The 12,709-nt window shown below is 67.7% G+C and carries 18 protein-coding genes; 9 read left to right on the top strand and 9 right to left on the bottom strand.

Annotated features, from left to right (window positions below; genetic code table 11):
- Positions 1–58: 58 nt before the first annotated feature.
- Genes BLU18_RS00920 through BLU18_RS00900 form a run of 5 tightly spaced genes read left to right on the top strand, consistent with a single transcriptional unit; the run spans position 59 to position 2,600 of the window.
- The gene (locus BLU18_RS00920; RefSeq protein WP_092630049.1) at positions 59–829 is read left to right on the top strand and encodes a creatininase family protein; all 771 of its coding nucleotides are present in this window, start codon (positions 59–61) and stop codon (positions 827–829) included.
- Between the two features lie 49 nt (positions 830–878).
- The gene (locus BLU18_RS00915) at positions 879–1,271 is read left to right on the top strand and encodes a nascent polypeptide-associated complex protein (protein ID WP_092630046.1); all 393 of its coding nucleotides are present in this window, start codon (positions 879–881) and stop codon (positions 1,269–1,271) included.
- A complete protein-coding gene (locus BLU18_RS00910; RefSeq protein ID WP_092630043.1) occupies positions 1,268–1,993 on the top strand; it encodes a methyltransferase domain-containing protein in 726 nt (241 codons plus the stop codon). The genes BLU18_RS00915 and BLU18_RS00910 overlap by 4 nt, the downstream gene beginning before the upstream one ends.
- Positions 1,994–2,040: 47 nt before the next feature.
- Complete coding sequence (locus BLU18_RS00905; protein ID WP_092633548.1) at positions 2,041–2,265, top strand: hypothetical protein; 225 nt, start codon at positions 2,041–2,043, stop codon at positions 2,263–2,265.
- Positions 2,262–2,600 carry a hypothetical protein gene (locus BLU18_RS00900; protein ID WP_092630040.1) on the top strand — a complete coding sequence of 113 codons (339 nt, stop codon included), beginning with the start codon at positions 2,262–2,264 and terminating at the stop codon, positions 2,598–2,600. The genes BLU18_RS00905 and BLU18_RS00900 overlap by 4 nt, the downstream gene beginning before the upstream one ends.
- A gap of 61 nt (positions 2,601–2,661) precedes the next feature.
- Here BLU18_RS00900 and BLU18_RS00895 read toward each other — a convergent pair whose 3' ends face one another.
- Both BLU18_RS00895 and BLU18_RS00890 read right to left on the bottom strand, forming a co-directional pair.
- A complete protein-coding gene (locus BLU18_RS00895; protein WP_092630037.1) occupies positions 2,662–3,234 on the bottom strand; it encodes a DUF6517 family protein in 573 nt (190 codons plus the stop codon).
- A gap of 46 nt (positions 3,235–3,280) precedes the next feature.
- Positions 3,281–4,732 (bottom strand): MATE family efflux transporter, encoded by a 1,452-nt coding sequence (locus BLU18_RS00890; RefSeq protein WP_092630034.1) that lies wholly within the window; start codon positions 4,730–4,732, stop codon positions 3,281–3,283.
- A 270-nt stretch (positions 4,733–5,002) separates the two neighbouring features.
- Between BLU18_RS00890 and BLU18_RS00885 the strand changes: the two genes are divergently transcribed.
- Positions 5,003–5,593, top strand: a complete 591-nt coding sequence (locus BLU18_RS00885) for a TetR/AcrR family transcriptional regulator (protein WP_092630031.1) — start codon at positions 5,003–5,005, stop codon at positions 5,591–5,593.
- Between the two features lie 24 nt (positions 5,594–5,617).
- On the opposite strand, the gene BLU18_RS00880 is transcribed toward BLU18_RS00885, so the two are convergent.
- Positions 5,618–5,935 (bottom strand): transcription factor S, encoded by a 318-nt coding sequence (locus tag BLU18_RS00880; RefSeq protein ID WP_092630028.1) that lies wholly within the window; start codon positions 5,933–5,935, stop codon positions 5,618–5,620.
- A gap of 81 nt (positions 5,936–6,016) precedes the next feature.
- Positions 6,017–6,274, bottom strand: coding sequence for a DUF5789 family protein (locus BLU18_RS00875; protein ID WP_092630025.1), 258 nt, complete (start codon positions 6,272–6,274; stop codon positions 6,017–6,019).
- Positions 6,275–6,370: 96 nt separating this feature from the next.
- On the opposite strand from BLU18_RS00875, the gene BLU18_RS00870 reads away from it, so the two are divergent.
- On the top strand, positions 6,371–7,618 hold the full coding sequence (locus BLU18_RS00870) for an MFS transporter (protein ID WP_092630022.1): 1,248 nt from the start codon (positions 6,371–6,373) through the stop codon (positions 7,616–7,618).
- Here the strand turns inward: BLU18_RS00870 and BLU18_RS00865 are convergent, their stop codons facing one another.
- Positions 7,619–8,386, bottom strand: a complete 768-nt coding sequence (locus tag BLU18_RS00865) for an enoyl-CoA hydratase/isomerase family protein (protein WP_092630019.1) — start codon at positions 8,384–8,386, stop codon at positions 7,619–7,621.
- An 82-nt stretch (positions 8,387–8,468) separates the two neighbouring features.
- Between BLU18_RS00865 and BLU18_RS00860 the strand changes: the two genes are divergently transcribed.
- Entirely contained in the window at positions 8,469–8,960 is a 492-nt protein-coding gene (locus BLU18_RS00860) for a DUF5797 family protein (protein ID WP_092630016.1), read from the top strand.
- Here the strand turns inward: BLU18_RS00860 and BLU18_RS00855 are convergent.
- Together BLU18_RS00855 and BLU18_RS00850 are read right to left on the bottom strand one after the other, a co-directional pair.
- Positions 8,957–9,940 carry a DUF5787 family protein gene (locus BLU18_RS00855; protein WP_092630013.1) on the bottom strand — a complete coding sequence of 328 codons (984 nt, stop codon included), beginning with the start codon at positions 9,938–9,940 and terminating at the stop codon, positions 8,957–8,959. The two genes, BLU18_RS00860 and BLU18_RS00855, sit on opposite strands and share 4 nt — an antisense overlap.
- A 41-nt stretch (positions 9,941–9,981) precedes the next feature.
- Positions 9,982–10,446 (bottom strand): bis(5'-nucleosyl)-tetraphosphatase, encoded by a 465-nt coding sequence (locus BLU18_RS00850; RefSeq protein ID WP_092630010.1) that lies wholly within the window; start codon positions 10,444–10,446, stop codon positions 9,982–9,984.
- A gap of 99 nt (positions 10,447–10,545) precedes the next feature.
- Between BLU18_RS00850 and BLU18_RS00845 the strand changes: the two genes are divergently transcribed.
- Positions 10,546–10,878 (top strand): uS10/mL48 family ribosomal protein, encoded by a 333-nt coding sequence (locus BLU18_RS00845; protein ID WP_092630007.1) that lies wholly within the window; start codon positions 10,546–10,548, stop codon positions 10,876–10,878.
- Between the two features lie 23 nt (positions 10,879–10,901).
- Here the strand turns inward: BLU18_RS00845 and BLU18_RS00840 are convergent, their stop codons facing one another.
- Together BLU18_RS00840 and BLU18_RS00835 are read right to left on the bottom strand one after the other, a co-directional pair.
- Positions 10,902–11,162 (bottom strand): DUF7513 family protein, encoded by a 261-nt coding sequence (locus tag BLU18_RS00840; RefSeq protein ID WP_092630004.1) that lies wholly within the window; start codon positions 11,160–11,162, stop codon positions 10,902–10,904.
- Positions 11,159–12,697, bottom strand: a complete 1,539-nt coding sequence (locus BLU18_RS00835; RefSeq protein WP_092630001.1) for a Na+/H+ antiporter NhaC family protein — start codon at positions 12,695–12,697, stop codon at positions 11,159–11,161. Before BLU18_RS00835 ends, BLU18_RS00840 begins: the two co-directional genes overlap by 4 nt.
- Between the last annotated feature and the right edge of the window lie 12 nt (positions 12,698–12,709).

Below are 12,709 nucleotides of genomic sequence, written 5' to 3'. Positions count from 1 at the left end.
GCCCCATCGCACTGCGAGTGGCACGATTGAAGGGTGTGCCCCCTCGAACACGGGTAGGATGTACATCGCTGACGAGACGTGGCCCGAACTGGGCGACTACTTCGCCGACGAATCCGTGGCGCTCGTGCCGCTCGGTTCGACCGAACAGCACGGCCCGCACCTCCCGCTGGCGACCGACCACCTCATCGCGGAGGCGTTCGCCCGCGAGGCCGCGGAGCGAACCGGCTACCTCTGCACGCCGACCATCAACGTCGGCGTCAGCCCCCACCACCGCCAGTTCAACGGGACGATGTGGGTCGACGCACCCGTCTTCCGCGATTACGTCGAATCGTTCACGCGCAACCTCGCGTATCACGGCATCGACCGCGTCGTCTACGTCAACGCCCACGGCGGCAACGTCGACCACCTCCGCGAAGTCGGGCGTCGCCTCCGCGACGACGAGACGATGTACGCTATCGAGTGGATGTGGAACGACAGCATCCCCGAGCTCGTCGACGACCTCTTCGAGCAGAACGGGCCCCACGGCGGGCCGAAGGAGACGGCGATGATTCAGCACCTCAGGTCGGACCTGGTCCGTGAGGACCGTCTGGAAGACGCGAGAGATGGAGGCGTTGCGAGCGTCGATGCAGCCGGCACCGTGAAATTCGGGTCGCGTACGTTCTACGATGCTGCCGATAATACGGCGAACGGCGTCTTAGGCGACCAAACAGACGCCACGGCCGAGAAAGGCGCGCAGATGTTCGAGGAAGCGGTCGACCAGCTCTGCCAGCTCTGTGACTGGCTCGACGACCAGCGCTTCGAGGACCTGCTACCGAAAGCCCACGTGTAGTCCACGGCCCTTCGCCATCCTTTTGCCGACGCACACCCACCGACGACCTATGTTTGGTGGCGGCGGTATGAACCCGCGAAAGATGAAACAGATGATGAAACAGATGGGCATCGACGTGACGGAGCTCGATGCCGAAGAGGTCGTGATTCGGACCGAGGACGAGGAGCTCGTCTTCTCCGACGCGCAGGTGACGCGCATGGACGCGCAGGGGCAAGAAACGTATCAGGTCGTCGGCAAACCCGAACACCGCGACGCGGGCGGCGCGAGCGCCGTCGAGAGCGGTGACGAGAGTGAGGCCGCAACCGAGAGCGGCGACGCCGGCATCCCCGACGACGACGTCGAACTCGTCGCGACCCGTGCCGGCGTGAGCACGGACGCGGCACGCGAGGCGCTGGAAGCGGAGGACGGCGACCTGGCGGCAGCCATCGCCCGACTCGAGTGATTCTCCTGGTCCGCGGCGACCGGGAGTACCTCCGGGCGCCCGGCGAGGAACTGCAGACCGACCTCGGCGTGCTCACGGTCCCCGAAGACGTCGAACCCGGCCAGCGCCTGGAGACGCATCTCGGCGAGGAGTTCGTCGTCCGAGAGCCGCGCGGCCCGGACCTGTTCGAGCATTTCGAGCGCACGGGCGCGCCGATGATGCCCCGCGACATCGGTCTCGTCGTCGGCTTCACGGGCGCCGCGGCGGGTGACCGCGTCCTCGACGCGGGGACGGGGACGGGCGTCCTCGCCGCCTATCTCGGCCGCATCGACGCCGAGGTGGTGACCTACGAACAGGATTCGGCGTTCGCGGAGGTAGCGCGAGAGAACATGCACCTCGCGGAGGTCGAGGACACCGTCGACGTGCGAACCGGCGACGTGCGCGACGAGCTCGACGAACTCGCGTCGGAGGCGTTCGACCTCCTGACGCTCGACACCGAGGACGCGCCCGAGGTGGTCCGGCACGCGCCCGACCTCCTCGTAAGCGGCGGGTTCGCCGTCGTCTACTCCCCGTTCGTCGAGGGGTCGCGCGCGGCCGCCGAGGCGGCGCGCGAGGCGGGGCTGACCGACGTGACGACCCACGAGACGATTCAACGCGAGATGCAGTTCGACGAGCGTGGCTCGCGCCCCGACACTCGCGGCGTGGGCCACACCGGCTTTCTCACCGTCGCGCGCTGGGAGTGACTCCCGGCGACCGACGCTATAAGTGGATGGCCGTCGAATCGCGACCCATGAGCCGGGAGCGCGGCGCGAACATCGACGACGTGCGAACGTGGCCCGAACTGGCCGTCGGCCTCTACGAGCGTCTCACCGGACGAGGCGCCGAGATAACCTACGAGTTCGACGACCTGGAGATACGGGTGCCGGACCGAATGGGACCCGACGCCGACCACGCCCAGTGGCGACTCGACGGCACCGTCCGCATCCGGACCCGTGACAGAGACGACGACGAGTGAGCGAGCCACTGGACGTCTTCGCGGACCTGACGCTGACCGTCGACGACGCGTCGGTGTCGATTCGCGGATACGGTGACCTCGTCGTTGTCGACGCCCCGTCGCTCGCCGCGGTCCGAGCGCTCGAGACTGGGACAGGGGCGCCACTCGAACGCCTCCTGACGGCCGACGTGACGCTCGACGTTCGCGTCCGCGGCCGGAGCGTCGCCCGGGCGACGCCCGGCAGTCGTGCGGGACCGCTCGGACGGGCACTCGGCGTCGCCCCGTTCTCGGTCGCACCCGGTGGCCTCCTCCTCACCGCGCTGACCGAGTGGACGTATACCGTTGGCCGTAACTGATTCAAGACAGTCGGCACCCCGGGGGGTGCCGAATATCTGTATTGACTTACAGCCGACAGTATCAGTCGGTCGCGCGAATCAACTCGAACAGCGTCGCCCGAAACGTCGATGGGTCGAGACAGTCTCCAAGGGCGTCGGCCGTGGCACCGTCGCCGTCGACACCAGTCGGATACGCGCCGCCAGCGAGGCGGAACGTCCGGTCTGGCGCCCACACGGCGAGCCAGCTGTCGACTGAGAGGTCGAGGTCCGCGACGCGACAGCGGGCGTCGTAGCGAAACAGGCGAGCGTCGGCGTCGCCGACGCGGAGCGAACGGCTCTCGACGCGGTCGACGGCCTCGAACCCCCTGTCTTCGAGGCGGTCGGCGAATCCGCGACTCGCCTGCGAGGCGACGAATCGTCGGAGCGCGCCGGTCGTCGGCGGTGACGGCGAGAGGTCCAAACGAGCGGCGAGGAAGAACCGCCACGAGCGGTCGACGCCCGTCTGTTCCCGGACTGTCGTCCGCAGGCCGTCGTCTTCGTACACCTGTATCCGGGCCTCGACGGTGACGCCGCCGGCCGAGAAGAGCGTCTCCGTCGCGTCGCTCACGCGTTCCCAGTCGTCGAGCGCGGCGGCGACGGACGGCGGCGCGACCATAGCGACCACTACGGGGTCGCGGCGCTCATATATGTTGGTCCGCGAATTAGCTGCCGCCGGTGGAGGCGTCGGCGGGGACCGATGCCGACGCGTCGCCGTCGCGCCACGTCCCGCGGCGATACCACACGTAGGCGATGGTCGCGCCGAGGACGTTCGAGAGCGCGAACGCGACCCAGATGCCGGCTGGGCCGAGTATCGGCGCCGCGACCCACGCGATGGGGAAGCGAATGACGCCGAGCATCAGGACGGAGATGGCCGCGGCGGTCAGCGTCTCGCCAGCGCCGCGGAAACTTCCGGTGTAGGCGCGCATGACGCCGATGAAGCCGAAGGTGAGCGCGACGTACCGGAGGAACTGCGTGGCCACGTCGACCACCGCGGGGTCGGTGGTGAACAGATCAGCGATGGGGGCGGCCGCGAGCCAGATGACGATGCCCGCCGCGGTGAGGACGGCGAACAGCACCTTCGCGGCGAGGTCGGCGGCCCGTCCAGCGCGGTCGGGTTCGTTGGCGCCGATGTTCTGCCCGGTCATGGTCTCGACGCCGCGCGCGACGGCGATGGCGGGGAGGAAGACGACGGAGAAGACGCGCGTTCCGATGCCGTAGCCGGCGACGACCGTGTCCGGAAAGAGCGCGACGACGACGAGGAGAAGGTTCATCGACAGCGCGCGGCCCGTCCCCTCGATGGAGGCGGGCAGGCCGATGGTGGCGAGGCGTCGGAGGTAGGTCGTGTCGGGGACCATGTCGCGGAGGCGGATGCGGACACCGCGAGTGCCACGGAACATGACCCAGAGGCCGACGAGGAGGGCGAGGCCGCGCGAGAAGACGGTGGCGATGGCCGCGCCCTCGATGCCCATGCGGGGGAAGGCGACGGTGCCGACGAGGGGTGCGTTCTCGACGACGGTCCACCCGAAGATGAGGAACGGGTCGATGGCGATGTTGAGGACGACAGAGCCGAACATGACGAGCATCGGCGTGACCGTGTCCCCGTACCCGCGCATGAGGGCGACGAAGACGAAGAAGCCGAACATAAAGGGCATGCCGAGCATGACGACTTCCATGTAGCGGGTGGCGAGAGGGAGGACGGAGGGCGAAGCGCCGAGGAGGCCGAGGAGTTCGTCGACGGCGAAGTAGCCAGCGACGCCGAGCAGACCCGAGACGAGGAGTGCGAACGTCATCGTCTGTGACGCCGCGTACTCGGCCTCTTCGCGTTCGTCGGCGCCGGTGTACTGCGCGACGAGGACGCTCCCGGCGACGGAGACACCCATCCCGAGCGAGATGACGAGGAAGACGAGCGGGAAGGCGAAACTGATGGCTGCGAGCGCGTCGGTGCCGTACTGGCCGAGCCAGAAGGTGTCGGCGAGGTTGTACGCCGTCTGAAAGAGGTTCGTGACGACGATGGGGAGCGAGAGCAACAAGAGCGGCCGACCGATGTCGCCACTGGTGAGGTCCAAGTCCTCGGGCGTCGCGAACAGAGAGCGGAGGCGTCCGCCGAGCGTCATGGCGTCACCTCGTGGGCGACGCGTCGGACGGCGCCGCGTCGACGACCCGCGTGGTCGGAGTGGCCGAGCGTTCGGCCGCCCGCGTCCAGCAGGTCAGAGGGCGTGTCGTTCATCGTGTGCGTATCGGACTTACTAACCAGTCAGTCAAAAGGCTTGTGTGGGGCGTAATATCGCGCTCCGTGGCCGTGTGTGACCGAGTACCGACGGTCTCGATATTCGCATCCCCAGCGCGTCACAACCGTTATCCGAGCGAGGCGAATGGGCCGAGGTATGACCGGGGCATCGGAGCCGCCCGTCTCTGACGCCGACAGGGAGATCATGGAGGCGACACACCGGGCGCTGCGCGACCACGGCTACGCCGACCTCACGATGCAACGCATCGCCGACGAGTACGGCAAGTCGACGGCGGCGTTGCACTACCACTACGACACGAAAGAGGAACTGCTAGCGGCCTTCCTCGATTACCTGCTCGACCGGTTCGTCGAGTCGGTACGAGCGGTGGAGACAACCGACCCCGAGGACCGACTCGAACTCCTACTCGACCGACTGCTCGTCAGTCCGAAGTCGAACTCGGACCTGCTCATCGCGATGCTGGAGATGCGGAGTCAGGCACCGTACAAGGACGCGTTCGCGGACCGCTTCCAGCAGAACGACGAGTACATCCGCCACATGCTCGAAGCGGCAATCGACCGCGGCATCGACGAAGGGGTGTTCGCGGACGTGGACGCCGACCACGTCTCGCGGGCGCTGATGACTATCGTCGACGGCGCCCGGACCCGTGCGGTGGTGCTCGACGAAGCGGTGGCGCTGGAGACAGCGAGACAGACGGCGGCAGAGTACGTCGACGCGACGCTTCGGTGAGGCCTCCGGGCGTGACCGGCAGCGTCAGTGGTCGTCTTCGCGCCACTTGTGTTCGCACTCGGTGCAGACGAAAAAGCGCGTCTCAGACTCGTCGGCTGCGCGAATCTGTTGCATGTACCAGTAGGCTTCGTCGTTGTCGCAGTTGGGGCACTGGGCAGTCGTCGTGGGGAGGCCGCTGGTGCCACCGCTGGATTCGATAATCTCCGACTCTTCCTGCCCCTGTGTGGTGACCATGTCGGCCTCGTCGGCAGCATCGCGGCCCTCTTCGTAGCCACACTGCGTACAGACCCACGTGTCGTCCTCCGTCTGCATCATCGACCCGCATTCGTCGCAGAACTTCATTCTGACTCGAACCGAGAGGCTGGATTCTCTTTAACCCACGGATACCGTGGGAGCGGCCGAACGCCGTCAGACAGTCGCCCGTTACGCGTCGCCGTCGGACTGGCCGGGTTCGCCCACCGCTTCGACCGGAAGCACGTTCTGGAGTTCCGCATACAGTTCGTCCGGGCCGTGGAAGGCGTCGCTCCCCATCTCGGAGACGAGTTCGCCGAGATTCGCCTCGCCGTCGGCGAACGTTACGGTCACGTCGATGAATTCGGAGGCTGCGTCGTCACGAGTCACCGGATAGTCGAGTTTCTCGAACTCGGATTCGACCCGGCTCAGCTTTACGCGTTCGCTCATGACACACGGTTGGACCCCGCCCCACTTAGAGATGGTTGCAGCGCGCGTTCGCCGAACGTAACCGTGATGGGCGTGTGTGGGAAACCTGTCAGATAGATGGTCGCGCTGGATATGGACCGTCGGGTCGTCGCACTGGGCTTGGCGCGGATGGCCGACGCCATCGGTAATTCCTTTCTCATCGTCGTCCTCCCGCTCTACATCGCCAGCGGACAGATACCCATCGAGGGACTCGTCGGGACGCGATTGACCCTCCTCGGCCGCTCGCTGATCGTCTCCGAATACCTGCTCGTCGGCCTCGTCCTCTCGCTCTTTGGCTTCCTCAACAGTTTCTCCCAGCCGTTCACCGGCCGACTCTCCGACCGGACCGGTCGTCGCCGGGCGTTCATCCTCTTCGGTCTGCTCTTGCTCGGCGCCGCCAGCGGGGCGTACGCGTTCGTCTCCTCGTACTGGCTGGTCGTCCTCCTCCGTGTCTTGCAGGGCGTTGGCGCCGCCTTCACCATCCCGTGTACGGTGGCGCTGGTGAACGAACTCGCGACCAGCCGTGACCGCGGGAGCAACTTCGGCGTGTTCAACACGTTCCGCCTGATTGGCTTCGGCTTCGGCCCCATCGTCGCGGGCCTCGTCGTGGAAGGGTACGGCTTCGACGCCGCCTTCGGCGTCGCCGTCGCGGGCGCGGCGGTCAGCTTTCTGACCGTCTGGGCGTTCGTCTCCGACCCCGACCGGGCCGAGGCGGAGGCGAGCGACGACCTCTCGATAACCGTCCGCGGCGACGACGGCCTGCTCGACCCGGTGTTCGCGCTGGGCCTCGGCACCGTCGCCATGGGCATCTGCATCGCCATGTTCGCCACGCTCGAGGGGCGCATCAACGACCGCCTCGGACAGGGCACGCTCTGGTTCGGCGTCCAGTTCGGCGCCGTGACGCTCGCGAACGTCGCCTTCCAAATTCCGGTCGGGCACGGCGCCGACCGCTACGGCCGTCGCCCGTTCATCCTCGCCGGCTTCTGTCTGCTCGTCCCCGCGACGATTGCACAGGGGTACGTCCTCACGCCCGCGCTGATGACGCTCACCCGGTTCGTGCTCGGCGTCGCCGTCGCCCTCGTGTTCGCCCCGTCGCTCGCCGTCGCCGGCGACCTCGCCCGCGAGGGAGAATCGGGGACGACGCTCTCGGTGCTGACGATGGCGTTCGGCCTCGGCGTCGCCATCGGCCCGCTGGCCTCCGGCTATCTCGAACGCTTCGGCTTCGCCGTCCCCTTCCTCGCGGCGGGTGCGCTCGCGGCGCTGGCGCTCGTCGTCGTGAGTTCACAGGTGGCCGAGACGGGCGACCCCGACGCGAGGCTCTGGTAGCTACTCGAAGTCCGGGTCGCGCTTCTCGACGAAGGCCGCCATCCCCTCGCGCTGGTCTGCCGTGCCGAACAGGCCGCTCCACGCGCGGCGCTCGACGGTCATCGCGCCCTCGCCACCCGTCTCGTGGTAGGCGTTGAGCGCCTCTTTCGCGGCGTAGAGGGCGTGACGCGGCTTCTCGGCCAGCTCGACCGCCAGTTCGTCGACGTGGTCGTACAGTTCGTCGTGGGCGACCACCTCGCCGACCAGTCCCTGCTCGTGGGCGTCGCTGGCGTCGAGACGCTCGCCGAAGAAGATGAGGCGCCGCGCCGTCTCGTCGGGGACGAGACGCTGGAGGAGTTGGGTGCCGCCCCACCCGGGGATGATGCCGAGGTCGATTTCGGTCTGGCCGATGACGGCTCGCTCGCTCGCCACCCGCAGGTCACAGGCCAGCGCGAACTCACAGCCGCCGCCGAAGGCGTAGCCGTTGATGGCGGCGATGGTGACGCCGGGGAACGACTGGATGTCGCGGACGACACCCTGCCCGCGCTCGGCGTATTCGAGCGCCTCGGGCGTCGAGAACTCCTTCATGTAGTCGATGTCGGCGCCGGCGATGAAGGCGTCGTCGCCCGCGCCGGTGAGAATCAGGACGCGCGCGTCTTCGTCTTCGGCCGTCGCGATGGCGGCCTCGATTTCGTCGAGCGTCGCCGTGTTCATCGCGTTCAGCGCGTCGGGGCGGTCGACCGTGAGTCGGGCGATGCCGTCGGCGATATCGAGCGTGACGGTGGACATGGAGAGAGCGAGAACAGCCACCGGGGTAAACGTTCGGGGCGGAGCGGAACACCGATATGGTGGTGGCGTGAATCGCCCGCCCATGACACTGTCGGCAGCGGAGCGCGACCGGCTGGCGGACATCGTCCGCCTCCAGCCGACGAAGAACAAGGAACTACAGGAGCGGTGGGAGATGGAGAGCGGCAGCGAAGTCCACGGCTATCTCGAAGAGCATCTCAGCGACTACTACTACCGGAACGAGAACAGCTACATCTGCGCGACGCCCGAGGCCGCCGAGGTCACGGGCGTCGAACCCGGCATGGAGGGCGGCGAGGACGGCCCGCAGATAATCCGCGTCCCCGAACTCGAAGCGCAGGTGTTCGAGGTGGTCGCTGGCCCCGACGACCGAGCCGAGAGCGTCGTGAGCGTGCTCCAGAAGGTCCGCGAGGCCTTCGACGCCGACCCCGACGTCGACGCCGTCCGCGAAGCGCTCCAGAGCCTCCGGCGCAAGGGCGTCGTCGAAGCCGTCTACCGAACCGTCCCGACGTTCAAACTCGCCGTCGAGCGCGACGACGTAGACGTCGAAGTCGTCTAACGCCGGTCGCGTCGCCGCCGGGCCAGCAGGCGCTTGATTCCCTTCCCCGGCCCCCCCTCGATGGGCCACCCTCGCGTCCGCCACGCTGGCGGTTCGGGCTGGAACTCCGGACAGGAGCCCGAACACTCCGCCGCGGTCGGGTGTGTCTCCTTCGCCGCACACCATGGGACGAAGGCGTCGTGGACCTCGCGGAGTTCGAACCACCGACAGTCCGGGCGCATCGTCTCGACGTACGACCGCCAGCCCGACCCGTAGGCTCGCTCGGCGATTTCGAGGCGCTTTTCCGCCTTCTCCTCAGCCGAGAGCGACGTGTCCGTCGTCGGGTCGAGCGACGCCGGGTGCCACGCGACGGTGTCGTCGGCGACGCCGTCACCGTCGAATTCGAGCGCCAGAACGCCCGCTTCGACGGGGAGGTCTTCGAGCAAGGCGGGTTCGACCGCCGCCCCCGTCGCCTCGGTGGCGACCCACACCTCGTCGGCGAGGGCCGTCGACACGTCGTGGTCGAGTTGGTCGGCGAGCGCTCGCGCCGCGCTGGCGTCCAAGTCGGGTTTGTTCTCGATGGCGACGATGCGCCGAACCCAGTCGGGGTACGGTGCAATTTGTCGAATCTGGATGCGGTTGCCGTCGCGGCGTTTCTCGACGACGCCGCGGTCGGCGGCGCGGTGAATCGCCGCGCGGACGTACCGCCACGGATAGCCCGGGTCGGGGAGCGCATCGCGATACCACGCCCATTCGGCGGGCGCGTTGCGGACGATGTGGAGGAGGTCGGAGTCGAGTGTGTCCGCACCGAAGGCGGCGCGGGCGGCGAGAGCGTCGGGGTCGGCTTCGACGACGACGGTGTCCCAGCGCCGCCGCTGAGTGCCGAGTTGACGCGCGACGACGGGGACGGCGTCCGTCTCGCGGTCGGGCGGCCACGCGCGCTCGGCCCACCGACAGGTGACGAGTTCGAAGCCGAACTCGGCGTCGCCGGGGGCGGTCATGGGTCGCGACGACCCCGCGGCGCAGGTCCGAAGGTCACGGCCTACCCGAGATACGTTCGCTCGCCGTCACCATCGTCGACTTCGGCGACGAGGTCGTCGAGATAGTCGTGGGCGTCTTCGAGGATTTCACGGGGGCCGTCCTGCGTGATGGTGTTGATGGCCTGGTCGTAGTCGCGCCACTGCAGGTCGCGGTGCTCGTTCGAGAGCTCGGCGCTCGCCTCGAACGACCGGGCGATGAACAGGTGGACCGTCTTGTGGATGGTGTCGCCACCGGCCTCGAAGACGTAGTCGTACTCCTTCCGGAAGCCGTCGATGAGTCGGAAATCCTCGATGCCGGCTTCCTCGCTCACTTCTCTGATCGCAGTCTGCTGGAGCTCCTCGTCGCCTTCGACCCCGCCTTTGGGGAACTCCCAGTCCCCCGGACGGCTCTTCAGGAGGAGGTACTCCCGGTGGCCGCGGGTGTCGCGGAAGAGGATGGCTCCAGCGCTAGTCGCTTCGACCGTCATTACCGGCAGTAAACGGTCACAACGTATAAAGATTACAAGGAAGCGGGCGCGGCCGGACGGATGTGTTTTTGGGCATCGAGCGCGCAGAGGAGGGTAACGATGGCCTTCGTCACCAAACTCAGCTTCCAGAGCGGCGACCGGGACGCCCTCGAGTCCCTCGTGGGCGACATCAAGGACATGGTCGAACGCAAGGGCGCCGAATGCAAGGGACCCCACTCTTCCCAGCCCCAACGACTCACCGTTCCACAGTACCGCTCGCTCGCCCCCGGCGACCAGTTCCAGCCGTGGGATTACACCACCTACACGCGGCACATGGAGATTCACGGGAACGACGAGGTGGCGGGCCGGGTCGGCCACATGGAGTTCCCGGACCACGTCCACGTCGAAATCGAAGTCGACCGTAAGAAACCGCTCGGCCACCGACAGGAGTAGGGCCGCGCCGACGAGAATCGCTGCTACTCGCTTCTATCGAGGACGTCCAGCAGTTCTGCCTGCCCCGTCGCATCCGCGTCATCGAACTCGGTGACGCGAATCTTGACGAGCTGGTCGGTCAGTCCCGACTGCGCGTCGGGCAGCGTGATGACCGTGTCGCCGATGCGGACTCGCGCCACGCCCTCCGCGTAGCCCGTGACGAAGGCCGTGAGTTCGTCGCCAGCGTCGTAGGTGGGCTTGTTCGTCCGGAAGGTGAGTCCGGCGAAGAGTTTGCGGAAGTTCATACGCGAGCCACCTCCTCACTCTGCCGGTCCGGGACGTATTCGAGGCCGTAGCCGGTCCACGCCGCGAGCAGGAAGACGGCGACGAGGAACCAGCCGTGGAAGACGTACGGCCAGACGGCGGCGGGGTTGGCGAGCATCGCCTCGGTGAACCAGTCGAACTGCTGAGGGAGCTGGACCATGGCGGCGTAGCCCGCGAGCACGCCCCCGCCCCACGGGAAGATGTACCCGAGCGCGGAGGTGTTTGCGTCGAGGATGTTCGCGCGGCGGTAGCCGTTGATGTTGAACCGCTCACCGAGGGTGCGGATGAACGGTGCGATGGCGATTTCGGCCGCGGTGTTGATGGTGATGGTCGCGTTGACGAGGGCGGTGCCGATGACCATCGTCGTCTCCGCGCGGCGGACAGTCGTCGCGACGTTTGCCAAGAGCCACTCCTCGATGGCGGCGAAGCCACCGCCGGCGCGCATGACCTCCGCGGCGCCGACGATGAGCAAGACGAGGACGATGAGCGGGAAGAAGCCGAGCGCCCCGGTGTAGAGGCTCCCGCCGACCGTGCTGGTGGCGTCGGGCGCCACCTCGACGAGCGCGCCGAAGACGGGCAGGCCGTTGAGCGCCGCCGCGATGCCCGACTCGGACGTCGAGCGGAAGACGAGCATCGCCGACGCCGGGGCGAGACCGAGGACGAGGTTGAGCGCGATGGAGACCATCAGCCCCCACGAAATCGCCTCGATGATGTGTCGGCCCTGCACCGCGGTGCCGATGACGACCACGATGGAGAGCAGGTGCGCGAGGCCGAGGGGGCCGACGCCCGAGGTGGCCTGCGCGCCCACGTCGAGTGGTTCGCCCGCCATCGCCTGTCCGGCGACGACGTAGCTCGCGAGCGCGAAGATAGCGGCCACAAGGGCGTACTTGAACCGCGAGGCGACGACGCCGCCGATGTCGGCGTCCTGCGTCACGGCGCTGACGATGGTGGTGTCGGAGACGGGCGCGAGGTTGTCCCCGAAGACGGCGCCGGAGAGGATGGCGCCGAACAGGAGAACGGGGTCGGCGCCGAGGAGGACGCCCGCCGGGAAGACGAGGCTCGTGAAGGCGACGGCGGTGCCGTAGCCGGTGCCGATGCCCGTCGCGAGGAGGGCGGCGAAGATGAAGGTCAGTGCGGGGAAGAGCGCGGCGCCCACGTCGGCGGCGGCGGCAGCCCACACGAGGCCGTCGACGAAGCCACCGGCCTGAATCGTGTCGGCGAACATCCCGGCCCAGAGCCATGCCACGACTGCCGTGGCCGCCACCCGTTGGGTCATCCCGTCGAAGATGACGTCGGCGTAGGTCTTCCAGTTGCCCTTTACGAACAGCATGCCGACGATGAGGCCGACGAGCATGCCGATGACGAGACCGGACGTGTCGCCGATGCCGAGGAGGCCACTCTGGACGATGGCCCACACGATGAATATCGCGAGGGGCAGCGCACTCAGGCCTCGCCCACCGTAAAACTCGACACGCGACGTGTCGGCCGGTTCGTCGGGGAGGTCGTGTTCACTCATTTTCAGTCCCGT

It is taken from the genome of Haloplanus vescus (assembly GCF_900107665.1).
Classification (GTDB): Archaea; Halobacteriota; Halobacteria; order Halobacteriales; family Haloferacaceae; genus Haloplanus; species Haloplanus vescus.
This window is presented reverse-complemented; position numbering and strand designations above follow the sequence as displayed.

Excerpts from the sequence above, each read along its gene's own strand:
- BLU18_RS00920 (WP_092630049.1), top strand. The coding sequence starts at position 59 with ATGTACATCGCTGACGAGACGTGGCCCGAACTGGGCGACTACTTCGCC.
- BLU18_RS00915 (WP_092630046.1), top strand. The coding sequence starts at position 879 with ATGTTTGGTGGCGGCGGTATGAACCCGCGAAAGATGAAACAGATGATG.
- BLU18_RS00905 (WP_092633548.1), top strand. The coding sequence starts at position 2,041 with ATGAGCCGGGAGCGCGGCGCGAACATCGACGACGTGCGAACGTGGCCC.
- BLU18_RS00895 (WP_092630037.1), bottom strand. The coding sequence starts at position 3,234 with ATGGTCGCGCCGCCGTCCGTCGCCGCCGCGCTCGACGACTGGGAACGC.
- BLU18_RS00890 (WP_092630034.1), bottom strand. The coding sequence starts at position 4,732 with ATGACGCTCGGCGGACGCCTCCGCTCTCTGTTCGCGACGCCCGAGGAC.
- BLU18_RS00885 (WP_092630031.1), top strand. The coding sequence starts at position 5,003 with ATGACCGGGGCATCGGAGCCGCCCGTCTCTGACGCCGACAGGGAGATC.
- BLU18_RS00880 (WP_092630028.1), bottom strand. The coding sequence starts at position 5,935 with ATGAAGTTCTGCGACGAATGCGGGTCGATGATGCAGACGGAGGACGAC.
- BLU18_RS00875 (WP_092630025.1), bottom strand. The coding sequence starts at position 6,274 with ATGAGCGAACGCGTAAAGCTGAGCCGGGTCGAATCCGAGTTCGAGAAA.
- BLU18_RS00870 (WP_092630022.1), top strand. The coding sequence starts at position 6,371 with ATGGTCGCGCTGGATATGGACCGTCGGGTCGTCGCACTGGGCTTGGCG.
- BLU18_RS00865 (WP_092630019.1), bottom strand. The coding sequence starts at position 8,386 with ATGTCCACCGTCACGCTCGATATCGCCGACGGCATCGCCCGACTCACG.
- BLU18_RS00860 (WP_092630016.1), top strand. The coding sequence starts at position 8,469 with ATGACACTGTCGGCAGCGGAGCGCGACCGGCTGGCGGACATCGTCCGC.
- BLU18_RS00855 (WP_092630013.1), bottom strand. The coding sequence starts at position 9,940 with ATGACCGCCCCCGGCGACGCCGAGTTCGGCTTCGAACTCGTCACCTGT.
- BLU18_RS00850 (WP_092630010.1), bottom strand. The coding sequence starts at position 10,446 with ATGACGGTCGAAGCGACTAGCGCTGGAGCCATCCTCTTCCGCGACACC.
- BLU18_RS00845 (WP_092630007.1), top strand. The coding sequence starts at position 10,546 with ATGGCCTTCGTCACCAAACTCAGCTTCCAGAGCGGCGACCGGGACGCC.
- BLU18_RS00840 (WP_092630004.1), bottom strand. The coding sequence starts at position 11,162 with ATGAACTTCCGCAAACTCTTCGCCGGACTCACCTTCCGGACGAACAAG.
- BLU18_RS00835 (WP_092630001.1), bottom strand. The coding sequence starts at position 12,697 with ATGAGTGAACACGACCTCCCCGACGAACCGGCCGACACGTCGCGTGTC.